General features: G+C 63.8%; 25 protein-coding genes. 14 read left to right on the forward strand and 11 right to left on the reverse strand.

Annotated features, from left to right (window positions below; genetic code table 11):
* The 11 genes from sctJ to F0A16_RS11245 all read left to right on the forward strand — a co-directional run bounded on the left by sctJ (position 1) and on the right by F0A16_RS11245 (position 11768).
* Entirely contained in the window at positions 1-822 is an 822-nt protein-coding gene (gene sctJ / locus F0A16_RS11195) for a type III secretion system inner membrane ring lipoprotein SctJ (protein WP_239023797.1), read from the forward strand.
* On the forward strand, positions 819-1493 hold the full coding sequence (locus F0A16_RS11200) for a hypothetical protein (protein ID WP_149435476.1): 675 nt from the start codon (positions 819-821) through the stop codon (positions 1491-1493). Before sctJ ends, F0A16_RS11200 begins: the two co-directional genes overlap by 4 nt.
* On the forward strand, positions 1490-2089 hold the full coding sequence (gene sctL / locus F0A16_RS11205) for a type III secretion system stator protein SctL (protein ID WP_149435477.1): 600 nt from the start codon (positions 1490-1492) through the stop codon (positions 2087-2089). The genes F0A16_RS11200 and sctL overlap by 4 nt, the downstream gene beginning before the upstream one ends.
* Positions 2086-3447, forward strand: a complete 1362-nt coding sequence (locus F0A16_RS11210; protein WP_149435478.1) for a FliI/YscN family ATPase — start codon at positions 2086-2088, stop codon at positions 3445-3447. The genes sctL and F0A16_RS11210 overlap by 4 nt, the downstream gene beginning before the upstream one ends.
* Positions 3444-3926 carry a type III secretion system stalk subunit SctO gene (sctO, locus tag F0A16_RS11215; protein ID WP_149435479.1) on the forward strand — a complete coding sequence of 161 codons (483 nt, stop codon included), beginning with the start codon at positions 3444-3446 and terminating at the stop codon, positions 3924-3926. Before F0A16_RS11210 ends, sctO begins: the two co-directional genes overlap by 4 nt.
* Positions 3923-5164: a type III secretion system cytoplasmic ring protein SctQ gene (gene sctQ / locus F0A16_RS11220; protein WP_187775984.1), complete on the forward strand. Its 1242-nt coding sequence runs from the start codon at positions 3923-3925 to the stop codon at positions 5162-5164. Before sctO ends, sctQ begins: the two co-directional genes overlap by 4 nt.
* Entirely contained in the window at positions 5157-5816 is a 660-nt protein-coding gene (gene sctR / locus F0A16_RS11225; protein ID WP_110597668.1) for a type III secretion system export apparatus subunit SctR, read from the forward strand. The genes sctQ and sctR overlap by 8 nt, the downstream gene beginning before the upstream one ends.
* A 1-nt stretch (position 5817) precedes the next feature.
* Positions 5818-6087, forward strand: coding sequence for a type III secretion system export apparatus subunit SctS (gene sctS, locus F0A16_RS11230; RefSeq protein WP_149435481.1), 270 nt, complete (start codon positions 5818-5820; stop codon positions 6085-6087).
* A gap of 52 nt (positions 6088-6139) precedes the next feature.
* The gene (gene sctT / locus F0A16_RS11235; protein ID WP_149435482.1) at positions 6140-6958 is read left to right on the forward strand and encodes a type III secretion system export apparatus subunit SctT; all 819 of its coding nucleotides are present in this window, start codon (positions 6140-6142) and stop codon (positions 6956-6958) included.
* A 175-nt stretch (positions 6959-7133) separates the two neighbouring features.
* Positions 7134-10691, forward strand: a complete 3558-nt coding sequence (locus F0A16_RS11240; protein WP_149435483.1) for a hypothetical protein — start codon at positions 7134-7136, stop codon at positions 10689-10691.
* Between the two features lie 27 nt (positions 10692-10718).
* On the forward strand, positions 10719-11768 hold the full coding sequence (locus F0A16_RS11245; RefSeq protein WP_149435484.1) for an EscU/YscU/HrcU family type III secretion system export apparatus switch protein: 1050 nt from the start codon (positions 10719-10721) through the stop codon (positions 11766-11768).
* A 3-nt stretch (positions 11769-11771) separates the two neighbouring features.
* On the opposite strand, the gene F0A16_RS11250 is transcribed toward F0A16_RS11245, so the two are convergent.
* Positions 11772-12341 (reverse strand): TetR/AcrR family transcriptional regulator, encoded by a 570-nt coding sequence (locus F0A16_RS11250; RefSeq protein WP_149435485.1) that lies wholly within the window; start codon positions 12339-12341, stop codon positions 11772-11774.
* Positions 12342-12444: 103 nt separating this feature from the next.
* Here F0A16_RS11250 and F0A16_RS11255 point away from each other — a divergent pair, with 103 nt between their 5' ends.
* Positions 12445-13680 (forward strand): MFS transporter, encoded by a 1236-nt coding sequence (locus F0A16_RS11255; protein ID WP_149435486.1) that lies wholly within the window; start codon positions 12445-12447, stop codon positions 13678-13680.
* Here the strand turns inward: F0A16_RS11255 and F0A16_RS11260 are convergent.
* From F0A16_RS11260 to F0A16_RS11305, 10 genes are all read right to left on the reverse strand, one after another.
* Positions 13677-14330, reverse strand: coding sequence for a tellurite resistance TerB family protein (locus F0A16_RS11260; protein ID WP_149435487.1), 654 nt, complete (start codon positions 14328-14330; stop codon positions 13677-13679). The two genes, F0A16_RS11255 and F0A16_RS11260, sit on opposite strands and share 4 nt — an antisense overlap.
* A gap of 802 nt (positions 14331-15132) precedes the next feature.
* Entirely contained in the window at positions 15133-15753 is a 621-nt protein-coding gene (locus tag F0A16_RS11265; RefSeq protein ID WP_149435488.1) for an NUDIX hydrolase, read from the reverse strand.
* Positions 15754-15913: 160 nt separating this feature from the next.
* Positions 15914-16660, reverse strand: coding sequence for a hypothetical protein (locus tag F0A16_RS11270; protein WP_149435489.1), 747 nt, complete (start codon positions 16658-16660; stop codon positions 15914-15916).
* Positions 16661-16854: 194 nt separating this feature from the next.
* Positions 16855-17838, reverse strand: a complete 984-nt coding sequence (gene nrdF, locus F0A16_RS11275) for a class 1b ribonucleoside-diphosphate reductase subunit beta (protein WP_476748630.1) — start codon at positions 17836-17838, stop codon at positions 16855-16857.
* 62 nt (positions 17839-17900) lie between these two features.
* Positions 17901-20045 carry a class 1b ribonucleoside-diphosphate reductase subunit alpha gene (gene nrdE, locus F0A16_RS11280; RefSeq protein WP_239023798.1) on the reverse strand — a complete coding sequence of 715 codons (2145 nt, stop codon included), beginning with the start codon at positions 20043-20045 and terminating at the stop codon, positions 17901-17903.
* A 14-nt stretch (positions 20046-20059) separates the two neighbouring features.
* The gene (gene nrdI, locus F0A16_RS11285) at positions 20060-20464 is read right to left on the reverse strand and encodes a class Ib ribonucleoside-diphosphate reductase assembly flavoprotein NrdI (RefSeq protein WP_149435491.1); all 405 of its coding nucleotides are present in this window, start codon (positions 20462-20464) and stop codon (positions 20060-20062) included.
* Positions 20465-20558: 94 nt separating this feature from the next.
* Positions 20559-20783, reverse strand: a complete 225-nt coding sequence (nrdH, locus tag F0A16_RS11290; protein ID WP_071230919.1) for a glutaredoxin-like protein NrdH — start codon at positions 20781-20783, stop codon at positions 20559-20561.
* 342 nt (positions 20784-21125) lie between these two features.
* Positions 21126-22028, reverse strand: a complete 903-nt coding sequence (gene gnd / locus F0A16_RS11295) for a phosphogluconate dehydrogenase (NAD(+)-dependent, decarboxylating) (RefSeq protein ID WP_149435492.1) — start codon at positions 22026-22028, stop codon at positions 21126-21128.
* A gap of 71 nt (positions 22029-22099) precedes the next feature.
* On the reverse strand, positions 22100-23308 hold the full coding sequence (gene ubiM / locus F0A16_RS11300; protein WP_149435493.1) for a 5-demethoxyubiquinol-8 5-hydroxylase UbiM: 1209 nt from the start codon (positions 23306-23308) through the stop codon (positions 22100-22102).
* Positions 23309-23720: 412 nt separating this feature from the next.
* Positions 23721-24617: a LysR substrate-binding domain-containing protein gene (locus F0A16_RS11305; RefSeq protein WP_149435494.1), complete on the reverse strand. Its 897-nt coding sequence runs from the start codon at positions 24615-24617 to the stop codon at positions 23721-23723.
* 124 nt (positions 24618-24741) lie between these two features.
* On the opposite strand from F0A16_RS11305, the gene F0A16_RS11310 reads away from it, so the two are divergent.
* Positions 24742-25719: a TDT family transporter gene (locus tag F0A16_RS11310; protein WP_149435495.1), complete on the forward strand. Its 978-nt coding sequence runs from the start codon at positions 24742-24744 to the stop codon at positions 25717-25719.
* Between the two features lie 85 nt (positions 25720-25804).
* Positions 25805-26848 carry a serine hydrolase domain-containing protein gene (locus tag F0A16_RS11315; RefSeq protein WP_149435496.1) on the forward strand — a complete coding sequence of 348 codons (1044 nt, stop codon included), beginning with the start codon at positions 25805-25807 and terminating at the stop codon, positions 26846-26848.
* Positions 26849-26871 lie beyond the last annotated feature (23 nt).

The raw sequence follows: 26871 nt of genomic DNA on the forward strand, positions 1-26871 counted from the left end.
TTGCATCTCGATCGACGCTTCAACCCCTCGCGCCCGTCCCGGGACAGCCGCCGACGCCCGCTGCACTGGATTGCGCTGCTGCTGATGGCCCTGCTGCTGCAGGCCTGCGATACCGACCTCTATACCCAGCTCGACGAGCGCGAGGCCAATGTCATCGTGGCGACCCTGGCACGCAACGGTATCCCCGCCAGTCGCCATGCCGAGGATGAAGGCCGGATGCGCGTCACCGTCGACGAGAGCCGCTTTGCCGAAGCGGTCGACGTGCTCGACCGGGCCGGCCTGCCGGAACGCAAGTTCGCCAATCTCGGCGAGGTCTTCCAGGGCAACGGCCTGGTGTCGTCACCGGTCCAGGAGCGCGCCCAGATGATCTACGCACTGAGCCAGGAGCTCTCCCACACCGTGTCCCAGATCGACGGCGTGCTGTCGGCGCGGGTCCACGTGGTGCTGCCTGACAACGACCTGCTGCAGCAGAACAGCACGCCCTCCTCGGCCTCGGTCTTCGTACGCTACATTCCTTCGCTGGATATCGACCCGCTGATCCCGCAGATCAAGACCCTGGTCGCCAACGGTATCGCCGGCCTCTCCTACGACAAGGTGTCGGTGGTGCCGGTGGTCTCGTCCCTGCCCGAGGAGACACGGTCGTCCCCCCAGCCGGCCATGAGTTCGTTTCTCGGCATCGCGATGCCGGCCGCCAGCGTGGCGCGTGCCGGCTGGCTGTTCGGCCTGATGATCGCGGCGATTCTCGCACTCGGCATCGCGGTCGGCTGGCTGGTCTGGCGCCAGCGCCGCCAACGCCCCTATGACCTGGCGACCCCTTCATGACGGAAACGCCCACGCCACCACCCGAGTTGCCGGTGCGCATCGATCCGGCCCACTGGATCGGCACCCTGGACGGCATCGCCAGTGACGAGACGCTACGCCGCTGGTGCCGCCAGCCCCGGTTCCAGCATCGACTGGCCGAACGACTCCAGCGTCGTCACGACCTCCCCGCCCAGGCCGAACTGCCGCCGAGAGACCCCATCGACCAAGCACTTTGCCTGCTCGACGAGGATGCGCTGACAGCCTGCACTCGCGCGGCAGGGATCATCTTCCATGCCGGAGCCCTGGTCCGCGAGATTCGCGCCCCTCGGGTCGCGGCCGTCAAGCAACGCTTCGGCACCGATCTTTATGCCCTGGCACTGGCCAAACGGGAGCATGGGCAGACCGGGGACAGCGACCTGGGCGATCTCGACGCCTTCGAGGCAGAGGTCGAGCAAGATGGCAGACGCTGTCTGCTGGCCTGGGCCGACGCCCAGCCCGCCACCCTGCGCGCCTGGCTGCGATTGGGCTGGTTCGGCAGGCTGGAGCGCGACGCCGGCGCCGAGGCGAACGCCGGCGCCGTGGAGATCGCACGCCTGGCCGCCGCCGACCGGCTTGCCTCGGGGACGGAGGATGCCGCCCAGGACCAGCCCGATGAGCCGGCAGCGCCGTCTCGGGGGAGTGAGCAGCCATGAATTCACTGCCGCTCCGCCCCGACAAGGTGATCCTGCGGGCCGAGGAAGCCGAGGCCTGGATCGATGGCTACGCCTTTCTGGACCGGGCGCGTCGACAGGCGGCCGATCAGGAACGGGCGCTTGGCGAAGCGCGCGACGCAGCCTACGCCGAAGGCTTCGAGGCCGGCCGCCGCGCAGGCGAGACGCAGGCCGCCCGGCTGCTGGCGACCACCCGGGATGACGTGGATCGCTATCTGGCGCGTCTCGAACCGGCGCTGGCCGAACTTGCGCTGGACCTGGTTCGGCGCCTGCTTGGCGAGTTCGACGAGGCCGAGCTGGTCGCCCGCTGCGTTCGCCAGGCGCTGCGCGAGTGGCGCCAGGAGCATCGGATCCGCATCCGCGTGGCCCCGTCGCTGGAGGCGCGAGTGGCGGTGCTGCTCTCGGAGGAGCCGCCCGACACCGGAGACTACGAGGTCGAAGCCGATGCCCAACTGGGGCCGGGGCAGTGCCTGCTGGTGAGTCCGGTCGCGGTCATGGACATCGGTGTGGATTCGCAACTCGACGTTCTCCGCCAGGCGCTGCTCGACGTGCCGGTGGACGGCCAGGAGCCGGCATGAGCCGTCATGCCCCGGATCAGGCCTCGGTGGCGCTCGACGCGCTGCTGCCAAGGCTCGGCCAACGTCTGGCCCGGACCGAGACGCGCCGGGTCAGCGGTCGGGTGCGCCGGATCCGCGGCCTGCTGATTCACGCCAGCATCGAGGGCGTCAGCATCGGCGAACTCTGCTATCTGCGCGATCCGGTCAGCGGACGTCGCGTCGCCGCCGAGGTGATCGGCTTCGAGGAAAAGGACGCTATCCTCTCGCCCATCGGCGAACTGCAGGGGCTCTCCACCCGCAGCGAAGTGATCGCCACCGGGCGCGCCCAGGGCGTCGGCGTCGGCGAGGCGCTGCTGGGCCGCGTCATCAGCCCGCTGGGAGAGTGGCTGGACGCTGCGGCGACACCGCCCGGCGACGTCCCTCTGCGCGAATACCCCGTGCATGCCGAGCCGCCCGCGCCCCTGAGCCGCCAGCTGATCGAGCAGCCGCTGGCGCTCGGCGTGCGTGCCATCGATGCCCTCAATACCGTGGCGAGAGGGCAGCGTGTCGGCCTGTTCGGTGAACCCGGCGTGGGCAAATCGTCGCTGCTCTCGGCCATCGTCAAGGGCAGCAGCGCCGAGGTGGTGGTGCTCGGGCTGGTCGGCGAGCGCGGCCGCGAGGTGCGCGAACTGCTCGACGTGCAGCTGGACGCCGAAGCGCGTCGCCGTACCGTCTGTGTCGTCTCCACCTCGGACCGCCCGGCCATCGAGCGTGCCCGCGCCGCGCTGGTCGCCACCAGCGTGGCGGAGTATTTCCGCGACCAGGGCCGCGACGTGCTGCTGCTGGTCGACAGCCTCACCCGTTTTGCCCGTGCCCAGCGCGAGATCGGCCTGGCCGCGGGCGAACCGCCGACCCGACGCGGCTACCCGCCGTCGCTGTTCGCCGCCCTGCCCCGCCTGCTCGAGCGCGCCGGTCCGGGCGATGCCGCCGCCGGCACCATCACCGCCATCTACACGGTGCTGACCGAGGGTGATGGCACACTGGACCCGGTGGCGGAGGAGACCCGTGCCATTCTCGACGGACACATCGTGTTGAGTGCCGAGCTCGCCCGGCGTGACCACTTTCCGGCGATCGACGTGCTGGCCAGCCGCAGCCGGCTGATGGAGAGCGTCGCCAGCGACGAGCATCGCCGCGACGCCGCCAAGGTCCGCGACCTGATGGCGCGCTATCGCGACGTCGAGCTGCTGCTGCAGGTGGGCGAGTATCGCGAGGGCAGCGATGCCGCCACCGACGAGGCGATTCGCAAGCACACCGAGATCGAGACCTTCCTTCGCCAGTCCCGGGACGATCGCAGCGATTTCGCGGAAACGCTGAAGCGGCTGAAGGAGATCGCCCAATGACCTCGTTGCCTCAACTCGAGCGCCTGATGCAGTTGCGGCGTCATCGTACCCGCCGGGCCGAGGAGGCGCTGGCGTCGAGCCAGCGCCACTGCCGCGACCTGGACACGCGACACCAGACGCTGGAGGCGTCGCTCGATCGGCATCAGCGCGCTTCCGGACGGCGCGAACAGGCGCTCTTCGACGACGGCGCGCAGCAGCCGATGAGTGCCGAGACCATGGCGGAGTGGCAGCAGACGCTGGCCGACGATGCCGGACGACGCGAGTCGTTGCTCCAGCAGCGGCGAACGCTGGCGCGGGAGCGCCGGGCCGCCGACGCCGAGCGCAGCGAGCGGGCCTCCGAGTGGGCGAGATGCCTTCGCGCCGAGCGGGCACTGGAACGCCTGCGAGCCGATCGCTCCCGCGCGCTGGCGGTCGATGCCGAGCGGCTGGCGGAACTGGAAATGGAAGAGATGCGACCGCCGCGGGGAGAGCTGACGTGACCCACCTGTCCACGACGTCACGCCGGGCTTCGGCGCAGCCCTCGACGATCACGGCCGACCTGGCGCCGGGCCGGGCGATGCCGTTGTCATTGGCGTCGCTCCCCGCGATGGCCTCCGACCGCCTGGCGCTCCATAACGCGCTGCACGTCGCTCGCCAGCCGCTCGAGTTCGACTGGCACGGCCGCAAGGCAATGCTGCGCTTACTCCCCGAGGGCACCGCCATCGATCAGGCGTGGTCGATCACCCTCGACCTCGGCGGGGAACCATTATTGCTGTCCGGCAGCGCGGCGGCGCTTGACCGTCTCGGTGAGCATCCCGACCGTCGGCGAGATCTGCGAGAGGTGGATCGCGAGCTGGTCGCCATGTGGCTGGAGGTGGTCTGGCTCGAGTGGCTGGAGCCGCTGGAGCGCCGGCTGGAAGTCGATATCCATCTGCGGCCTGCCCTATCGGCGCCGATGGAGCGCCTTGCGCGCCTCTGTATCGCGTTCGAGATCGATGGCGAAACGCACCCGCTCGCCCTCGACCTGCCGGTGGCCATCGCCGAGCGACTGCTACCGACGCTCGATAGCGCCTTTCCGGCACGCCGCGCCCCGGCCGACGGCGTCGTTGCCACCCTGCGAATCGAAAGCGGCGCGCAGACCCTGACGCTGGGCGAATGGCGCAGCCTGCGCGCCGGCGACGTGGTCATGCTCGACGGCGCAGTGGCCGATGGCGTCCGGCTGAATCTCGCCGACCGTTTCGGCTGCCGGGCTCGCTTCAGCGACACCGGGCTGCGTGCCGACGGGCCGCTCGGCGCGAGTTCCCCCGATCGAGCCCCGAATCCCTCTTGTGAAGCCCCGAACCGCCCTGGTAAAGAGAGTGTCATGAGCGAACCTCCTGTGGATAAATCAACACCGCCCGCACGATCCGAAACGCCCGTGGACAGCTCGGCATCGAGTACGGAAGCGCCGGATGTGGACAGTTCGCCCACGGATCCGCTGGACTCGGCTGGCTTGAACCTGGATGACCTGCCGGTGCAGCTGACCTGCGAACTGGGTCGCCTGGAGCTGTCGCTCGGCGAACTGCGCCGGCTGGGCGAAGGCAGCGTGTTGCCGCTGGAGCGGCATCCCGAACGGGCGGTCGACCTGGTCGTCAACGGCAGACGGATGGGGCGTGGGCGCCTGGTCGCCATCGGCGACGCGGTCGGGGTGCAGGTCGAGAGGCTCGCGCTCGACGAAGGGCGCGCTGGGGATGACTGAGTTTCAGCCCAACCTGATCGCGATCATCATCGTGGTCGCCACCATCGGCCTGGTGCCGCTGGCGGTGGTCACGATGACGGGCTTTCTCAAGATCTCGGTGGTGCTGTTCCTGATCCGCAACGCTCTCGGCGTGCAGCAGACGCCGCCCAACCTGGTGCTCTACGGCATCGCACTGATCCTGACGGTCTATATCACCACGCCGTTGATCGGCGAGATGGCTCACGAGTTCGAGCAGCGCTCGGCGGGGCTGGCCAGCGTCGAGGAAATCAAGCAGACCGGCGAGGCCCTGCGCGGCCCGCTGCAGGCGTATCTGTCACGCTACGCCAGCGAACACGAGCGAGCGTTCTTCATCGACGCCACCCGCACGTTGTGGTCCGACGAAGCCCGCGAGGACCTCAAGAGCGATGACCTGATCGTACTGATTCCCGCCTTCGTCAGCTCGGAACTGACCCGCGCCTTCGAGATCGGCTTTCTGCTCTATATCCCGTTTCTGATCATCGACCTGATCGTCTCCAACGTGCTGATGGCGATGGGCATGATGATGGTCTCGCCGACGCTGATCTCGATTCCGCTGAAGATTTTCCTGTTCGTGGCGGTGGACGGCTGGTCGCGGCTGATGCACGGACTGATCCTGAGTTACGGAGGCGGCTAGGATGACCGACGACATCTTCCTCTCGCTGATGAAGAACGCCCTGTGGACGGTACTGCTGGTGTCGGCGCCAGCGCTGCTGGTGGCGATCGCCGTCGGTTTCGGCGTCGGCCTGCTGCAGGCGCTGACCCAAATCCAGGACCAGACGCTGCCGCAGGCGGTCAAGCTGGTGGCGGTACTGCTGGTGCTGATCCTCTCGGGCCCGCTGCTGGCCGGGCAGATCGTCAACATCACCGATCAGGTGCTGGACAATTTTGCCGCCTGGTCGCGCTGAGGAAACGCCACCTGACCGGCTGCGCATCCTTTTCGAGTGATTCAAGGGACCGATGGACTACGACGATTTCGCCCGTTTTCTCACCGACTTCGCCTACCCGCTGATCGCGGCGGCGGCCGTCGGCGTGGCCCGGGCGCTGGGCATGGTGCTGGTGACGCCGGCCTTCAATCGCCTGGGGCTGACCGGCATGATCCGCTCCGCCGTGGCGGTGACGATCTCGCTGCCGCTGATCGTGCCGCTGTTCGATGCGATGGTGAACGCGGAGAGCTTGTCGACCTTCAGCGTCGCCGGCATGGTGATCAAGGAGTTGCTGATCGGCGTCGCCATCGGCCTGGTCTTCGGCGTGCCGTTCTGGGCGGCCGAGGTGGCCGGCGAGCTGATCGACCTCCAGCGCGGCTCGACCATGGCGCAGATCGTCGATCCGATGGGCGCGACCGAAACCGGGGTGACCTCGACGCTGCTGACGATCACACTGCTGGCGCTGTTCTTCATCACCGGCGGCTTCATGCTGCTGCTCGACGGCTTCTATCGCAGCTACGCGCTGTGGCCGGCGGTGGACTTCGTGCCGCTGCTGTCGCAAACCTCGGCGATGTCGCTGCTCGGCCTGCTCGACCAGGTGATGCAGATCGGCGTGCTGATGATCGCCCCGCTGGTGATCGCGCTGCTGATCGCCGACCTGATGCTGGCCTACGTCGCCAGGATGGCGCCAAACCTTCACGCCTTCGATCTGTCGCTACCGATCAAGAACCTGCTGTTCGCGTTCCTGATGCTGATCTACGTGGTCTTCCTGATCCCGCTGATGGTCGACCAGCTCGATATCGTCGCGCTCAACATGGAGCGTCTCGAGGCCATTCTCGGCGCGATGCGATAGCCGTCGTCCGCCCCACCAAAGCCATACAGTCCGTTACTCAGCGTTTCGTCGCTGCCATCGGGTCGTCATCCGGCACCTGAATACTGGAGGCGTTTTCCCGCGATGCCGTCCCGTCCTGTTCATGGATCGAACGTCGGCGTCCTCGAGCCAACCTCCTTTCAGAGAGAACAAGCCGATGCGCGTCAACGATGATGTCACCCTGGACAAAGACCCGACCTCGTCCGTCCCCACACAGGTTTTCAATTCCGTGCTCAAGCTGGCGCAGGAAATGGCCGAGGATGGCGGCAAGGGGAAGGAAAATCTCGAGCCCGGTAGTCAGGATTACGAGGACACGCTGAATTCGTTGGCGGTGGACATGGCGGACGGCATCGATATCGACAAGCGCACGGTTTCCAGCCTGGAGGGAGACGCCGCGAACAAGTTCGAGAAGCTGGTCACCGCCGAGCTCAATGCGCAGCGCGCCGACGGCAAGAGCGCCGACCTGTCCAAGGCGATCGATAACGCCAGGAAAGCGCTGTTCGACCGCATAGGACATGCCCTCGACAACGCAGACCGAAACGCCGACAAGGGCCTCAATGTCTTCGAGGGCTACTGGAAGCGCCATGGTGGTGCAGAGGATGCGATCAACGCGGGTTATGACGCCTATGGCGGCTTTCTGGCCGATACCACGCTGACCGACAACCCCGACTACGAGGACAACCTCAATGCGCTGGCCCTAGGGCTGGCCGGCGGCACACTGACCGATCAGCGCAAGATCCTGCATCTCGACTCATCGGACACGCTCTCCCAACTCTACAAGAATCTGATCCAGAACCGGATCGATCAGGGCGACGATACCCAGGAAGCGATGGATCACGTTAACGACGATCTGCGTTCGCGCATCGACAGCGTCGGCGGTGGCGACGTCGCCAATGTCTTCGACGGCTATTTCAAGCGTCACGGTGGCGAAGAGGACACCGAGAAGCTGGCCGAGGAAAGCTATCTGGCCAATCGCGACGAGGCCGACATCGCCTATGACGACACGCTAAATTCGCTCTCCTCCGACATGGCCGAAGGCATCGATATCGACAACCGCAAGGTGCGACCGCTGACAGGAGACGCCAGCGATCAGTTCAGCCAACTTGTGGAGTACCAGCTTAACCAGCAGCGTGAGCGCGGCGATGCCCCGGATCTCCAGGCGGCCATCGACGATGCCAAGGAAGACCTCTTCGATCGCACCGGTAACGCCTTGACCAATGCCGACAAGGACAGCAAGGACGGACTCGATGTGTTCAACGGTTACTGGAAGCGTCATGGTGGCAAGGACGACGCCATCGATGCCGGCTACGCGGCCTACGACGACTTCCTCGCCAACAACACCGTGACCGACAACCCCAGTTACGAGGACAACCTCAACGCGCTCGCATCCGGACTGGCGGGCAGCACGCTGACCGACTCTCGCCAGATTCTGCATATCGAAAGCTCGGAAACGCTGTCACAGCTCTATCAGAACCTGATCGACAGCAAGGTAAGCGACGGAGTCTCCCGCGAGAAGGCCACCGCCCAGGTCAACGACGACCTGCGCGAGCGGGTCAGGCACGCTGCCGGGGACGATGGCAAGGCGGTCCAGAATATCTTCGACGGTTACTGGTCGAGGCACGGCGGCGAAACCAACACCCAGCGCCTGTCCGACAACGCGGAGCTGGATACGGCGCGGCGCGATCACGATCTGCCAACCTTCAGCGATGTCGATATCCAGTCGATGGAGACCAGCGAGACCGACCCGGACGACAGTTCACGCAAGCTGACCGTCAGCGAGCTGACCTGGCAGAACCTGATCGAAGAGTGGAAGACGGGGATCGAGGACGGCAGCATCGACAAGAGCGATGAGCGTGCCCAGTTCTACCGCGCGCTGCGCGCCCAGGGCGCGCTCGACAACGGCCTTGACCTGGTCGGCCTCGATATCTCGGAGGGACTGAGCCTCGATCACGTCACCGGCGATGATCTCTCGTCGATCATCGATGGCGAGAAACTCGATACCAGTCTCGGCGATCTTTTCGCCTCCGATGCCGTGCAGAAGGATTACATGGAAGCCCAGAAAGGCGCAGTCGACAAGGTCGCCGACAAGGACGACATCGCTTCGCGACTGGAGGAGACCGCCTTCAGCGAGGAGTACATCGACTACATCAATGACCTGCGCGAGAGCGGCCAGGGTGAACTCGCCGAGCAGGATATCTCGCGGACCTACAATGCACTCTCGACACTGTTCCCGGCGACCGAAGAGAGCGACAAGGCGGCCGAATTCGCCCAGAGCCTGCAACTCGACTCGATGATCACCGATCTCGACGACCTGATCGCCAATCCCGACGACATCAACGATGCCAATACCGCAACCGCCACGCAGGACGTGGTCAAGATGGTGTTGACGGCGCTCAAGCGCGCCGGCGTCGATATCCCGCGACGCACGGCGGAGTCGATCGACAAGTTCGTCAACGAGTATCTCAACGATCAGCAGACGGCGAAGAATTTCGGCAAGGCGCTACAGGAACTCGGCGACCGTTTCCAGAAAAATGGCGCCATCACCCAGTCGGATATCGACGGCCTGATGAAGAACGGCGTCTACAAGGCGCTCAACGAGAAGACCAACGGCGGCATGATGTCGCTGATCGGCACGCTCAACAGCAACGGCGCGCTGGGCTCGACCGGCGGGTTGATCTCACTCGCCTCTGGCATCTATCAGCTCGCAGGCGGCGGTAGCAAGTTGGCGGACAGCGACGAGGCGCGGATGGCCGTGGCCAAGGAGTTCATCAGCTTCCTCGGCGCCAGCCAGCACTTCGTCAACCTCGGCAGTAACATCAGGGACAAGGTCAAGGGCACCAACGTCAACGCCATGCTGGGGCTGGACAAGACGCTGCCGCAGATATGGGGCAAGGATACCACCAGCGGCAGCCCTTTTACCGAGGGCAAGGGTCTCAAGTTCGTCGAGAACATCGAGCAAATCATCGACGACGCCCCCGTCGGCGATCGCGAGAAGCTGAGCCAGAAACTGGATCTGAGCGAGTCAGACACGAGCAAGATCGTGAAGGGTATCGAGGACGGATACGCCAAGAACCCGGCTCTGCCCGATGCCACGACGACGACGCGTACCATCAGCTCCTTCCTGCGGGTGCTGGATGGGGCCGCCAACTCCGCCGCAGGTGCCCTGGACATCGCCCTCGGCGGGCTGATGATCAAGCGCGGCGCGGACAGCGGCGATGGCGCCACCATCGGCCAGGGCGCCGTCACCGTCGCGGCGGGTGCCTTCGGCCTCGCCGGCGGCGCGTCATCGCTGGCAGCGCTCAAGGGTATTGCCGTCGCCCGCGCGGCCACCGGGCCGCTGTTCTGGATATCCGCCGGCCTGACGCTGGCGACGCTGCCGTTCTCCATCGTCCAGGACATCAAGCGCACCAACGCGTTGGAGGGGCATAAGGCTGACCTCAAGGAACTCTTCACCTCTCTCGACGAGGATGGTCTACTGACCGAAGATGGTTTGAAGCGCTATGAGTTTCTCGAGGATTACATCAGGCACTACGGTCAGCGCGACGCACCGGACGACGAGAGCATTCTCGACTACCGCAGCGACGAGTACGAGTTCTACGTGCAGGAGGGCCATCTACCCAACTCGAGCTGGGACGATTTCGATCACGAGGACTACGACGGCGATGGCAGTAATCTCCAGACCAATATGGACGAGGGCTCGACCGTCGGCTCCTGACGACTCGGCGGGTGAACGCATCGCGCCATGAGCCAGCAGCCCTCCGAGGAAAAGACGCTACCGCCGTCGACGAAGAAGCTTCGCGACGCGCGCAAGAAGGGCCAGGTCTCCAAGAGCGCGGACCTGGTCACTGCCATGGTGTTGCTGGCCTGCACGCTCTACATCGCGGTCAGCGCCAGCGATATCATCGCCCGGGTACAGGGCCTGCTCGAGGTGACATCGAGACTCTATACCGAGCCGTTCGATTCGCTGTGGCCGCGCCTGATGGCGCAGGCGGGTGAGGTGCTGCTGCTTTCGGTGGTACCGCTGGTGGCGCTCACGTTCGTGATCATCGTGCTGACCAACATCGTGGTTTCTCAGGGTTTCGTCTTCGCCACCGAACCGGTGCTGCCCAAGGCGGAGAAAGTCGACCCGGTGCAGGGTTTCAAGCGCATCTTCTCGATGCGTGGCCTGATCGAATTCCTCAAGTCGCTGTTCAAGATGGTGGCGCTGGGCGTCGCCCTGATCGTGGTCTATGGTCTGGGCCTGCAGTCGCTGATGGAGTCTTCCAGCTGTGGCTTTGGCTGCATTCAGGGCACCTTCCTCGAACTGCTGCAGCCGCTGGTGATCACGACGCTGATCGCGTTCCTGCTGGTCGGCGGCTTCGACGTGCTGCTGCAGCGCTGGCTGTTTCGACGTGACCAGCGCATGACCAAGACCGAGCAGAAGCGAGAGCGCAAGGATCAGGAAGGCGACCCGACGATGAATCAGGAGCGCCGCAAGCGGCGACGCGAGATGCATCAGCTGAATGCCAAGGTCGGCGTACAGCACGCCTCGATGATGATCGGCACCGAAGATGGCTGGCTGGTCGGCATTCGCTACGTGCGCGGGGAAACACCGGTACCGCTGGTCACCTGCAAGGCATCGCCGGAACAGGCCGTGGAACTGCTGGCGAGCTCGAACTCACGCCACATCCCCCGGGCAGCGGACGCCACGCTCGCCGCCAGCATCGCCAGACGAGCCAGCAATGGCGACCCGATACCCGACGGGACCTTCCAGTCGGTGGCCGACCTGCTGGTGGCCGCCAAGCTGATCTGAGTTTCAGTCGACATCCTCCACCGCCAGCGCGCGGGCGATCCATCGCCGGAGATTGGCGGCGGTCGCCGATTCGCGATCGTACAGCAGACGGTAGGTCATCGGCGCCACCACGCCATCGACGAGCCGGTCCAGAGATGGCACCGCCGCCTCGCCGCGAGAGAGCGCGCGCTCCCGCAGCGTCGCCATGAGCGATTCGCTGTAGTGACAGCAGCGCTCGCGACGTCCGTTCTCCGCGCTGGCCATCACGTCGTTGAGTGCGCGCTGCCCCGGCACAGAGGTCATCTCCTCGAGATACTGCTCGCCCCAGGCCTGCAGATCGCCGGCCAGGGTACCGGTATCCACGGGATCGTCATCGGGGCGCATGCGCTCGACGGAGACATCGGCGACCAGTTCCGCCAGATTGCCCCAGCGCCGGTAGATCGTCGACGGCGTGACACCGGCATGTTCGGCGACCTGGGGCACCGTCAATTCATCGCGCGATTTTACCGCCTGCAGCTCGCGAACGGCCTGATGGACGGCTTCCTGTACCCGGGCACTGCGCCCGCCCGGTCTGACGGCTTCTTTGATCGGCATGGTTGTTCACTGATAGAAAACACAAACGCAAAATATTTGCTTTACGAGCCTGCTACGTCCAAACTCTCTCTAACGCAAAATTTTAGCATTAATGGATTTCACCATGTCACCTTCATCTTCATCCCCATCGACCAATGTCTATCCGGCACCCCAGCTCGGTTCGCTGGTCTACTATGCGGTACTGATGGTGACGTTTCTCGCGGCCTCGAGCGCCCCGACGCCACTCTACCGGATCTATCAGACCACCTGGCACTTCTCGACGACCTGGCTGACGCTGGTATTCGCGAGTTACGTCTTTGCGCTGCTGCTGGCACTGCTAGTCACCGGTTCGCTATCCGATTACATCGGCCGGCGGCCAGTGGTGGCGATTGCCATCGTCGGCGAGATCCTGTCGCTGATGCTGTTTCTGACCGCCGACGGGCTCGTCTGGGTGCTGGCGGCGAGGATTCTGCAGGGCATCGCCACTGGCATCGTGACAAGCGCCTTGGCCGCGGCAATGCTCGACAGCGACCATACCCGCGGACCGGTGCTGGCGAGCATCGCGCCGCTCTCCGGCATGGGCCTCGGCGCGCTGTTCGCCGGTCTGCTGGTGACCTACGCGCCGGCACCGATGCGTCTGGTCTACCTGGTGCTGATCATTCTGCTCGTCGTCATGGGGGCATGCCTCAAGCGAATCCCGGAGAGCGTGACGCCTCGCCCCGGCGCGCTGGCGGCACTTCGCCCTCGTGCGACGATTCCACCGTCGGTGCGAGGGCCGCTGTTCCGGGTCATTCCAGCGGTGATCTCTTCCTGGGCGCTGGGGGGATTTTCGCTCTCGCTGGGGCCCACGCTGGTGGAGACGATCAGTGGCGTTCACAACCCGCTGGTGGGATGCCTGATCACCTTCCTGCTCCCCTTCATCGGCGGCATCAGCGTGCTGATCCTGCGCGCCAGGCCTCCGCGACTGGCAGTGCTGCTGGGCACCGCCTGCCTGATCGTCGGCATGCTCGGCTTGCTGCTGGGGGTCCATCAGCGGGCGGTGGGAATACTGCTGGCCGGGACGGCGATCGCCGGCATCGGTTTCGGCGCCGCATTCATGGGCGCCATGCGCGTCGTCATGCCCCTGGCACCGCCCACCGAGCGATCGGCGTTGATGGCGGCGTTCTACGTCATCTGCTATCTGTCCGCCAGCACGCTGGCGCTGTGTGGCGGAATCGCGACCCAGCACCTGGGCCTGATACCCACCACCTACGCCTATGGCAGTCTGGTGGCACTGCTGTCACTGGCCGCGTTCGTCGGTACCTTGACCCAACGCCAGCCCGAGGCCGAGCCCCAGGTCAGATGCACCAACCCGGCCTAAGCCGAGCTTTCGCCGGCCTGGCGTTCCAGCGTGCGACAGAGATCACCGTCGAGCTTGAGCGCTGCCGCCAGTTGATCGAGCCAAGCCCGCTCCATCGGGTTCTGGTCGTCGACGATCGCCACGCTGGCCAGGTAGACCTCACGGGCGGCCTGGGGTGAATCGGCATCGCGGGCGATGGCATTGGCATCCAGTGGTGCGGACATCTGCTGCTCTACCCAGGCGTGAAGTTCGTCGTCGGCACCGAGCGCGTCGATCTGCTCGGCCAGCGCGGCCCGCTCCTGGGCATCGATATGGCCATCGGCACGCGCGGCGGCGATCATTGCCCGCAGAATCACCAGGCTGCGGCTCTCCTGTCGCTCGCCGGAGAGCTGCTCCAGCGGCTGGTCCGTTGCGGTCGTCGCCTCGGCGGGCGCCGATTTCTGCTCCTGATGCGCCTGCCAGGCTTTCCAGGCCAGGGCGCCCAGACCGGCCAGGGCGCCATACTTGATCGCCTTGCCGCCCATGCTGCGGCCACGCTTGCTGCCGACCAGCATGCCCAGCGCGCCACCTCCCAGCAGCGATTTGGCGTCGAAGCCACCGATACCCGACGACGAGCCCTTTCCGCCCCCGGCCTGTTTCATGATCTGCGATAGAATTTTCTGTGCGTTCATGGGTCATGATGCTCCCGGTAGTCAATGCGTGTCTGCTTCCACTGATGAGACCGCAAAGACAAGAAGAGGTTACCGGAATTGGTGCTATTCAACTCAAGCCAGAGACGGCTATGCCGATAATTTGGCAACGAGTCAGTCGTTCACCTAGAGATCATCCAGGCGATGTCCACGATTTACCCTAATTCCAATGTAGTTGACGGCATCTCCCAATCTGGCAAATCAATCAGTACACCGAATCTTCTAGCTGACCTGGAAGTGATCGTTTCCCGCGGCGTATCGCTGAAGCATTCACTGGAGGCCACTCGCCTCACGCCACCGGGCGATACTTCCAGGCTTCTCATACGGGAAATAGGTGCGCTGGGGACTCGTTCCGCCGAGACAGCAAGAGAGATCAGCGAGCAAATTCGCCATGCTCCCGGGAGTCTCGGCCGGGAGTGGCGACTCACCAGCAATCAGGAGACACTTCCAAAGGCTCTCGCTTCCCTTGATTCTCTACATGATGCCATGCACGAAATCGCCGGCCTCTCGGAGGCGTATCTCCGCGATCTCTTACAGCTCCCCCCGATACTCCCTTCGCGTGACGTCCCTTCCCTAAGCCAGCAAGCGGCTAAGCTTGTTCAACAGTCAGCCAAATTGGCCCATGAGCTGGAGCGATTACGTAGCCGACTCAGCGCCGAGTCACGCAACCAACCGCGTGGCTTCGGACAAGACGGATAGCGCTACCGCGGAGTCAATAAACCAGATCCCCTAAAAGTACTCTGGCGACGCCAGAGAAGTTGGAATTCATTACTCAAGCCTCGACTCAATCGACCATCACTGGACGCTGAGGGTCAACCTGGAAGGCGAAGGCATCGGTAATGTCCTGGACAATGACTCTTGGTTCCGAAAGTGGTGGCAGATCGTCGGGGGAGAAGTAGGCTGCATCGGACACTTCATGACCGGGATCGAGCGGTGCCCGGTCGCGTCGCTCACACAGGAAGAACAGCTTGTAGAAGTCGAGCACGTCGACCGGATAGGCATGCTTGGCCTTGTGGCGGATGGCATAGAGCCGCTTGGCTTCGACCTTGATGCCGGCCTCTTCCCACACCTCCTTGATGGTGTTCTCGACGGCCGAGAGCCCGACCTCGGCGTAGCCGCCGGGCATGGTCCAGCGCCCGTCCATCTTCTCCTTCACCAGCAGGATCCTGCCATCGTCGATAATCGCCGCACGCACATCGATCTTCGGCGTGACGTGTCCCTCGCCCTTGCCCAGTGCCAGATTCACGCGTCCGATGGGAATATCGCCCAGCGCCGCCATCATCGATGTCGAAATCTCGGCGACTTCTTCATAGCGCTCGCGATCGAACTTGTCGCGACAGTAGTGCAGCCCGGTATCGGCCAGAGCCGAGAGCCGCTTGGCCCAGGCGAGCCATTGATCTTCCATGAGGCGGTTTCCAATCGCAGAGGGTGAATGGCGATGCATGCTCGCCCAGAGACTAACAACTGTGGCCGAAAACGTCAGGCAAGGATAGGCGGCCGCCCCACGCAAAAGCCCTTCCGAAGAAGGGCTTTCCAGGCGAGAGTTCGAGAAGACTCTGGCGGCATCAGCCGGCGGCAGGCAGCTCGTCGCTCTGACGCGTATCGTCGCGAGGGCCACCATGCGGACCTCGAGGCGGCTGCGTCAACGCTTCGAAGGCGGTTACCTGTTCGTCGTCGAGCACCGCGGAAAGCGCGCTGTGACGCTGCTCCAGCAACTGCTTGAATTGCGCACCACGCGCATCCCGTGATTCGTCACCACTTTTCAGGTCCGGGCGCTTCAACTGATGTAGCCCGTCGAAGAAGGTGCGTTCGGCGTTCAGCACCTTGGCGCTCTGGTCCTGATCGAGATTCCAGGTCGCGAACAGAGGCGCATAGCGCTGCTCGAGTTGGGCGGTCATCTGCTCGGAATCCATGCGTGGACCACCGTGACGCATCATCGGCGGCCGCGGGCGCTCCAGCATCTGGTAGGCGCGCAGCTGTTCGTCGGTGAGCACGTCGGCCAGTTGCTCGCGCTGCTGCTGGAGCAGGGACTCCATCGCGGCCTGGCGCTGTTCGGGTGCTGCCTGGTCATCGTTACCACGCAGTTGCTGGAGGCCGGCGTGGAAATCGCTGTCGGCTCGGGCCAGCTTGGCCAGCTTGTCCTCGTCGAGATTCCAGCTGGCGACCACCGCCTCCTTCAGCGGGTTGACGTGCGCCATGCGTGCCTCGTGGGGCGCAGACGGCTTAGATTGTTCGGCAGGTGCAGCCATGGCCAGCGGTGACAAGGTGGAAGCGGCAACGACCAGCGCGATGAGTGACTTGTGAAATTTCATGACTTCGACTCCGGTTGCGCACCGGGACGCGGTGCAGGAGCACTATCTCGTGGCTTCGTGCAGGCAGTGTGCAGTGAGCGAGGAAGGTCGAATCACGAAATCGGCAAGTCCACCGTCGACCTCGGGAACCGATAGGCGGGCAGACATAAAAACCGCCCTGGGCAGGGCGGTTTCGTCGAGATGGGCAGTTGGGGTCAGAACGCCCAGTCGTCGTCTTCCGTGCTGACGGTCTTGCCGATCACGTAGGAGGAGCCGGAGCCGGAGAAGAAGTCGTGGTTCTCGTCGGAGCCGGGCGAGAGCGCGGCGAGGATCGCCGGGCTGACGTCGGTGACGCTGGCCGGGAACAGCGCTTCGAAGCCCAGGTTCATCAATGCCTTGTTGGCGTTGTAGTGAAGGAACTTCTTGACGTCCTCGGTCAGGCCGACGTCGTCGTAGAGCGCCTCGGTGTACTTGACCTCATTGTCGTAGAGCTCGTGGAGCAGCTCGTAGGCGTAGATCTTGATCTCTTCCTGGCGCTCCGCCGGCAACTGGGCCAGCTGACGCTGGAACTTGTAGCCGATGTAGTAGCCGTGGATCGCCTCGTCGCGAATGATCAGGCGAATCAGATCGGCGGTATTGGTCAGCTTGGCGCGGCTGGACCAGTACATCGGCAGGTAGAAGCCGGAGTAGAACAGAAACGACTCGAGGAAGGTGCTGGCGACCTTGCGCATCAGCGGATCTTCGGCGCGATAGCGTTCGAGGATCAACTCGGCCTTCTTCTGCAGGAACGGATTCTCCTCGCTCCAGCGGTAGGCGTCGTCGACATCGCGGGTGGCGCAGAGCGTCGAGAAGATCGAGCTGTAGGAGCGCGCATGGACCGACTCCATGAAGCTGATGTTGGTGATCACCGCTTCTTCGTGCGGGGTCACGGCGTCGTCGATCAGCGCCGGTGCACCGACGGTACCCTGGATGGTGTCGAGCAGGGTCAGGCCGGTGAACACGCGGATGGTCAGTTGCTGCTCGTGCTCGGTCAGGGTGTTCCAGGACGGGATGTCATTGGAGAGCGGAATCTTCTCCGGCAGCCAGAAGTTGCCGGTGAGACGGTTCCAGACCTCCAGGTCCTTGTCGTCCTGGAGGCGGTTCCAGTTGATCGCATCGACCCGGTTCAGATGACGGGCGGCAGAGGTGGGCATATCCATGAGAGTGTTCTCGTTCGGTTGGCGCCGAGCCTCTGGCTCGGCGCGTTCAAACAGATTCAGGCTTACAGCGTGCAGGAAACGCAGCCCTCGACTTCCGTTCCTTCGAGAGCGGCCTGGCGCAGACGGATGTAGTAGATCGTCTTGATGCCCTTGCGCCAGGCATAGATCTGCGCCTTGTTGACGTCACGGGTGGTCGCGGTATCTCGGAAGAACAGCGTCAGCGACAGGCCCTGGTCGACGTGCTGGGTCGCCTCAGCGTAGGTGTCGATGATCTTCTCGGGGCCGAGCTCGTAGGCGTCCTGGTAGAACTCCTGGTTATCGTCGGTCAGGTACGGCGCCGGGTAGTAGACGCGGCCCAGTTTGCCTTCCTTGCGAATCTCGACCTTGGAGGTGACCGGATGGATGCTCGAGGTCGAGTTGTTGATATACGAGATCGAACCGGTGGGCGGAATCGCCTGCAGGTTGCGGTTGAACAGGCCGTGGGCCATCACCGATGCCTTCAGCTCGCGCCAATCGTCCTGGTTCGGAATGGCGATGCCGCTCTGCTCGAACAGCCCGCGCACCTTCTCGGTCTTCGGCTCCCACGCCTGCTCGGTGTACTTGTCGAAGTACGCGCCGCTGGCATAGGCCGACTTTTCGAAGCCGGCGAAACGCTGGTTGCGCTCGATGGCGATGCGGTTGGAAGCGCGAATGGCATGGAACGCAATGGTGTAGAAGTAGATATTGGTGAAATCCAACCCTTCTTCGCTACCGTAGAGGATATGCTCGCGCGCCAGATAGCCGTGCAGGTTCATCTGCCCCAGGCCGATGGCGTGGGACCTGGCGTTGCCTTCGGCGATCGATGGCACCGAGGTGATGTTGCTCATCTCGGAGACCGCGGTCAGGCCGCGAATGGCCGCTTCCACCGTGGTGCCGAAGTCCGGCGAATCCATGGTCTTGGCGATGTTGAGCGAGCCCAGGTTGCAGGAGATGTCCTCGCCGACGTGACGATAGCCGAGATCGTCGTCGTACTCGGTCGGCGTGTTGACCTGCAGGATCTCCGAGCAGAGGTTCGACATGTTGATCCGGCCGTGGATCGGGTTGGCACGGTTCACCGTGTCCTCGAACATCAGATACGGATAGCCGGATTCGAACTGCAGCTCTGCGATGGTCTGGAACAGCTCGCGGGCGTTGATCTTTTTCTTGCGGATGCGGCCGTCGGCAACCATCTCCTCGTACTTCTCGGTGACGCTGATGTCGCCGAACGGCACGCCGTAGATGCGCTCCACGTCGTAGGGCGAGAACAGGTACATCTCCTCGTTGCGCTTGGCCAGCTCGAAGGTGATGTCCGGCATCACGATGCCCAGCGACAGCGTCTTGATGCGGATCTTCTCGTCGGCGTTCTCGCGCTTGGTGTCGAGGAAACGCAGGATGTCCGGGTGGTGGGCGTTGAGGTAGACCGCCCCGGCGCCCTGACGCGCGCCCAGCTGATTGGCGTAGGAGAAGGCGTCTTCGAGCATCTTCATGATCGGAATAATGCCGGAGGACTGGTTCTCGATGCGCTTGATCGGCGCTCCCGCCTCGCGGATGTTGGAGAGCGAGAACGCCACCCCGCCGCCGCGCTTGGAGAGCTGCAGCGCCGAGTTGATGGAGCGCCCGATGGACTCCATGTTGTCCTCGATGCGCAGCAGGAAGCAGGAGACCAGCTCGCCGCGCTGGCGCTTGCCGCAGTTGAGGAAGGTCGGCGTCGCCGGCTGGAAGCGGCCGTGGATGATCTCCTCGACCAGCTGTTTGGCCAGCGTCTCGTCGCCGCGCGCCAGGCTCAGCGCGACCATGCAGACGCGGTCCTCGAAACGCTCGAGGTAACGCTTGCCGTCGAAGGTCTTGAGCGTGTAGCTGGTGTAGTACTTGAACGCGCCCAGGAAGCTCTGGAAGCGGAACTTCGCCGCGTAGGCCTGATCGAACAGCGCCGTGACGAAGCTGAAGTCGTACTGATCGAGGACCTGCTGCTCGTAGTAGCCCTCTTCCACCAGGTAGTCGAGCTTCTCCTTCAGCGAGTGGAAGAACACGGTATTCTGGTTCACGTGCTGCAGGAAATACTGACGCGCCGCTTCCCGGTCCTTGTCGAGCTGCAGACGGCCATTGGCGTCATACAGGTTCAACATGGCGTTGAGCGCGTGATAATCGAGCGCCTTGGCATTGTGTTCGGCGCTGACGGCAGGCCGCACGGTCGTATCCGTATCTAGGCTGAGCGTTTCCAAAATTCGGTCACCCCTGCAAGGACTCGATGGACATCTTCGGTCGTGCCCATCAGTTCGAAACGATAGAGAAGCGGTACCCGACACTTTTTCGCGACAACCCGTCCCGCCAGGCCAAAGGCCTCGCCGAAATTGGTGTTGCCGCCGGCGATGACGCCGCGAATCAGGGACCGATTATGTTCGTCATTCAGAAAGCGAATGACTGGCGCGGGCACCGCGGAGCGCGGATCGCCGTCACCATAGGTCGGTACAACAAGAATGTAGGGTGTTTCGACCTGCAGGGGGGGAGCACTCCGGTCGAGCGGAATCCGGCTGGCCGGCACCCCCAGTTTCTCGACGAAGCGCCGCGTATTGCCTGATTTGGTCGAGAAATAGACCAGCCCAGCCATGACGGTCTCCTGCGCCCCTGCGCGGTATCGGCAGCGCGGGCGAGGCCTGCGCTAGCCGGAAAGAGTCGAGTCTGAAAAATTCGAAGCGATCGGATCAGGCAACCAGCGTGCTGATCTTGTCCGGACGGAACCCGGCCCAGTGATCTTCCCCCGCGACCACGACCGGCACCTGGCGATAGCCCAGGTTCTGAACGCGCTGCATCGCATCGGCGTCTTGGGTCAGATCAACCACGGTATAGTCGATTCCTTGCTTGTCCAGAGCGCGGTATGTGGCATTGCACTGGACGCAGGCCGGCTTGCTATAGATCGTGATGCTCATGATAACCATCCTTGACAGGGAAAGACGCCATCGACAGCCGATGGTGCAGGCTATGGCGGTTGGGAAATCACGGTTTCGCACCGTTCCCGCCGCCTCTGGAAAACACTATATATGGTAGCCGATGGTTTTTCCAAGCATAGATGTGGCCTTTTTCTGTCAATATCCTGTGGACAATTTTGCATGGCCTGGGAGCCCGCATGATAGCCGGCCTCCCGCGCTGTCAAGGTCTGAAATCGAGCTCGTTTCCAATCAAGAACGCCGAGTGGCTTGTGCCACCCGGCGCATCGAAACACCACATCTGGTAGCGCGAGGAGCCGAGGCCGCTAGCGCAAGCAGCGCGGGCTACCCCTTCTTGATCTCATGCCCGCCGAATTCGTTGCGCATGGCGGAGAGCAGCTTGTCACCATAGGAATCCGGCTCGCGGGAACGCAGACGCTCGAGCAAGGACAGGGTGATGACCGGCGCGCTGACCTCGAGTTCGATCGCCTCGTTCACGGTCCAGCGCCCCTCGCCGGAGTCCGAGACATAGGGCGCGATGCCCTCGAGCGACGGGTTCTTTTCCAGCGCATCGGCGGTCAGGTCGAGCAGCCAGGAGCGCACCACGCTGCCGTGGCGCCAGATCTCGGCGATCTGGTGCAGGTCGAGGTCGAAATCCTTGCGCTCCATGATCGCGAAGCCCTCGGCATAGGCCTGCATCATGCCGTACTCGATGCCATTGTGGACCATCTTGGTGAAGTGGCCTGCGCCGTTGGGGCCGACATGCCCCCAGCCTTTGTCGGCGTCAGGCGCCAGGCTCTCGAACAACGGCCGGAGCGAATCGACGACAGCCGTCTCGCCACCGACCATCATGCTGTAGCCTTCCTGCAAACCCCAGACGCCGCCGCTGGTACCGACATCGACCGCATGCACCTGGCGCTTTTGCAGAGTCTCGGCCCGGCGCACGGTGTCCTTGTACATCGAGTTGCCGCCGTCGATCACGATATCGTCCTGCGACAGTAGCGGTTCCAGTTCGGTGATGAGCTTGTCGATCAGGGGACCGGCCGGAACCATCAGCCAGACGATTCTGGGCGTCGGCAACGCATCGACCGCTGCCGCCAGCGTCGCGGACGACTCGATGCCCTTCTCCGCGGCCCTGGCCATCACCTCTTCGTTAGGATCGTGCCCTACCACGCGGTGTCCGCCACGCACCAGACGCTCCGCCATGTTGGCGCCCATGCGCCCGAGTCCCACCATTGCCAGATCCATAAGAACTCCTCTTGAGAGAGAAAGACCTTGAGAGAGAAAGACACTGCCTGTCGAGGCAGGATCGCGCTCGGCTAGCCCCCCGAACGCATCAGATGGCTCGCGATCAGCCGTCTCGCCGGCCAAGCCGCTTCGCCCGCCCGCAACACAGCCTTACGCAGCCATCTGGCCGGCGTTCGATCGTCGGTATACAGCCCCACGATGGCCAATGTCGCAGCGAACAGCGGCGCCGTCGCCAGGCGCTGTTCCCGTTGATACCGACTCAGCAGCTCGGGGGACGCGATATCCTGCCCCCGGGCGTGCGCCTGGCCGATCCTTTCGGCCAGCCCCGATAATCCCTGCAGCCCGAGATTGAAGCCATGCGCGGTCACCGGGTGCATCCCCACCGCGGCGTCGCCAACCAACGCCTGACGATGACCGACGAAGCGCTCGGCATAGACGCTGACCAGCGGATAACAATGCGGTTCGGCAACCCGACGCATGGCGCCCAGCCGGCCCTCGAAACGCCGGGTAATGTCGGCATCGAAAGCCTCGTCGCTCAGAGATAGCTGCTTCTCCATGGCAGCCGGAGACAGCGTCAGCACCAATGATGAACAGTGCGTGTCGACCGGCAACAACGCCAGCGTATGACCGTAGCCGAACCATTCCCAGGCGGTCTGGTCGTGAGGCTCGTCATGGTGCATCCGACAGACCAGCATCTGCTGGCCATGCTGATAGATATGGGCGGGGATGCCCATGGCCCGCCGCGTGGTGGAAAAGCGGCTGTCCGCCGCCACCAGCAATGAAACCTGGATACGCTCGCCACTCCCGAGCTGAATATCGACTGCCGCGTCGCTGACCCGGAACCGTGCGATCTCCTGTTCGTCGCGCCACAGGATATCCCCCGTCCCCGGCGCCCCCGACTGCAGGGCGGCATAGGCAGCCCGACGGATTACTTGATTGGGTACCAGGCAACCGAGCGGATCATCCCGGGTGGCGCCCGGCGCAATTTCCATCGTGAACAGCGACTGGCCGTCGAAGACCTTGGCGGCACACATTAGGGCCCGTTCGTCGTGATCGATACGCGACCAGACGTCGAGTCTGTCGAGAATCTGTTGCGACGCTCGGGTCAGCGCGATCTCCCGGCCGTCGTTGCCAGGGTCCGCCATCGCCGATCTCGGCTGGCGATCGATCAGCACCGAACTCACGCCCCGGCGCGACAGCGCATTGGCGAAACACAGGCCGATCGGTCCCGCACCGACGATGGCGACATCGACCTGCGTGGTCGGGGTTGAATCATCCATTCGTGCCGCTCCCTAGCCTCAATGGGGCGTAACGGTAACGGAAAAAGAGGCCACGGCGAAGCATCTCCCGTGGCACTCTGACCTCGCCGACCGTCATGTTCATGCCATCTCCTTCATCAAGGGAACGTCGGATCCCTTCCGACACTCCCAGCCTAGACCATGACGCCGGTTGGGAGTCTCGTCATCGCATCGAGGATAGCGGCGCCAGCAAGGGGGCTATACCGAGAGCGCAACCGACAAGGTCAAGAACAGCCTGCTCGAGAAGGCCTGCGACATGATCACCCACAAGGCCATGTCATCTTTCCTCGGCGGCTAACTTCGACCACGAACGGGTGTCCCTGCCCACTCGTATCGCGATATCGGAGCGCCCGTTCTTCGATTGCCTGTCTTCTCACGATGGCTATCCTCGGGTTCACGGTGGATCATCGATCTCGTTACGTTGCCGACAGAACTCGACGAATCGCTCGATCAACGGGCTGCGATACTTGTCGCGGTGCAGCACCAGGCTGAATTCACGGGTCATCTCCAGATCCAGGTCGATCTCCACCAGACGCCCATCCTTTAAGGCGTGCCGTGCCTCCAGCGCGGAAAGGCACGTCAGCCCAAGCCCGGCCGCAGCGGCATTGATGATCGCCTCCGCCGAATTGATCTCCAGGCTCAGTTCCCACTGTGGCAACCGCGGAGCGATGAACCGCATGAACTGTTCTCGCGTGCCGGAGCCCGGTTCGCGCAACAGCCACGCGTATTCTGCCAGCCTGTCGATCGCCACCGGCCCCGGGGCCGCCAGAGGGTGATCGCGGGAAGCCGCCACCAGCATCCGGTCGCGGCGCCAAGGCAGCACATGGAAACGCTCTCCCGCGACGCGGCCCTCGATCATCCCGACGTCCAGCTCGAACGCTTCCAGCGCCGTGCAGATCGATGCACTGTTGGCGATGGTGACCCGCTGATCGTGATGCCCGCTCTCGGCACGGAAGTCCCGCAACAACGCCGGCAACAGTTGGTGGCCGATCGTGTAACTGGCGCCAATGTGGAGATGCCCGCCCAGGGCATCGTTGTCGAACAGCTGCTCGATCGCCTCGCTGCGGGCCAGCAATTCATCCGCCATCGGCAGTAATCGCCGACCCTGGTCGTTGAGATAGAGTCGGTTACGATGGCGATCGAAGAGCGTGCGACCGCACTGCTTCTCCAGTTCCGCCAGCGCGATACTGACCGCCGGCTTGGTCAGGAACAGCGTTGCCGCCGCCGAGGTCAACGTACGCTCGCGCGCCACCGCGACGAATACTTGAAGCTGGCGGAATGTGATCGCCATCGCTCCCTCTCTTTCGTTGAATTTAGTTCGTTAAATTTTAAAAAACATACAGTAAATAAAGTTAAAATATAACGATAGCGCAAAATACCATAAGGTGTCTCCATCGATCATGAGGAGACCCTCCATGCCGACCCTGACCCAACGTCTTCAGACTGCGCCGACGCCAATGGCCGGCCTGGCACTGGGGATCTCCAGCCTGGGCTGGAGCTGGGAGAGTTTCGCCCCCCTCGGCGGCAGAGCGCAGTTGGCCGGCGCGATAGCCGCCGCGATGCTACTGCTGATCCTCGGCGCCAAGTTCGTACTCCACCCACGCTTACTACTGGCGGACCTGGCGCACCCCATCGTCGGCAGCGTCGTACCGACCTTCGCCATGGCGTTGATGGTGGTATCGAAAACCGCCGGGGAGTGGCTGATGCCGGCCGTCGGCGTCACGCTCTGGCTCGTGGCGGTGGCGCTGCACCTGAGCTTTCTCGTCGCCTTCGTCGTGCACCGTGCGAGCGCGTTCGAACTCCATCACATGGTGCCGGCCTGGTTCGTACCGCCGGTCGGGATCATCGTTGCCGACGTGGCCTTTCCCGGCGTCGCGGCGCTGCATCCTCTGGCCATCAGCCTGCTCTACCTGGGCATGGGGCTCTACGCCATCCTGCTGCCGGTCATGATCTACCGACTGATCTTCGCCGACGAGATCCCGGACCCGGCCAAGCCCACCATTGCTATCATGGCGGCACCAGCCAGTCTGTCGCTGGCCGGCTACCTCACCGTAACCCCCGAACCCTCACCGCTGCTGATCGCCCTGCTAGGCGGCATCGCGGTGTTGATGACCCTGATCATCTATCTGGCGTTCGTCAAACTGCTGCGCCTGCCCTACAGCCCGGGATATGCCGCGTTCACCTTTCCCATGGTGATCGGTGCCACGGCACTTGCGAAGACAGCCGACTGGATGCAGTCCCACGGCTTCAGCGCACACGATGTCGCGATCGTTCACGGTCTGGCAACGCTCGAAGTAATTGTCGCTACCGGCATCGTCGGCTACGTGGCCCTGCGCTATCTCGGCTTCTATCTGCATGGCTGGCGTGCGAGTGCACTGACACGCACGGTCTGAAAAGCGGCATAAGCCCACGTAGAAGATCGCGGTGGCATGCGCCACACTCGGAACCATGCCGACTTCCCTGAAAAACTCTCACTCCATGCCCGCTGCCCGCGTTTTCCGCTGGCGGCTCTGTCTCCTTGGCTTGCTGATGCTGCTGCCGCTCGAGCCGGTGGTCGCGGCATTGGCTCCCGAGCAGCGGGAGAGCGTCGTCGAACGCGCCGGTGCTCTGCCGCGTAGCCACACCTTGCTGGTCGCCGTCGACGGCGAAACCGTGATCGACGAAGGCTTTCGCGGTCATCGGACGGACGGGACGGCCAACATCAAGTCACTCTCCAAGACGCTGATAGCGGCACTGGTGGGTGCTGCCATCGACCGTGGCGTGTTCGAGAGCGTCGATCAGCCGGTGGTCGAGCTGCTGGGCGACCGAGTGCCTGCGGATATCGATCCTCGTGTGAATGGCATCACCATCGGTAACCTGCTCTCGATGCAGGCCGGACTCGAACGTACCTCCGGCGGTAACTATGGCGCCTGGGTCGCGAGTTCGAACTGGGTCGCCGACGCGCTGGAACGCCCTTTCGTCGCTGAGCCCGGTGAACGCATGCTCTACTCCACCGGCAACAGCCACCTGCTCTCGGTGGCGCTTACCGAAGCGACGGGGCGCAGTACCCTGGCACTGACACGCGACTGGCTGGGCGATCCGCTGGGAATCGCGATTCCTCCATGGACACGTGATCCGCAGGGCATCTATTTCGGCGGTAACGAGATGGGCCTCACGCCGCAGGCCTTACTGCGCTTCGGCGAGATGGTCCGGCAACGCGGTAGATACGGCGGCCAGGTGGTCCTCTCCACCGCCTGGGTCGAACGCTCCTGGCAGCCGCGCACGCGCTCGTTCTTCAACGGCGACGATTACGGCTATGGCTGGTTCATCACTCGCATCGCCGACCAACCCGTCTATTACGGCTGGGGCTACGGCGGCCAACTGCTCTACGTGGTGCCCTCCCGTGCCATGACCGTGGTCGTGACCTCCGACCCGACACCACCGTCCAATGGCAGCGGTTATCTGAACAAAGTCGAAGCGCTGGTCTCCGAATTGATCGAAGCGACAACAGTGACCGGAATGTCCGTCAGCTCCGATGACTGACGGGCGTACAAAAATCGCTTATC

It is taken from the genome of Salinicola corii, assembly GCF_008298015.1.
Classification (GTDB): domain Bacteria; phylum Pseudomonadota; class Gammaproteobacteria; order Pseudomonadales; family Halomonadaceae; genus Salinicola; species Salinicola corii.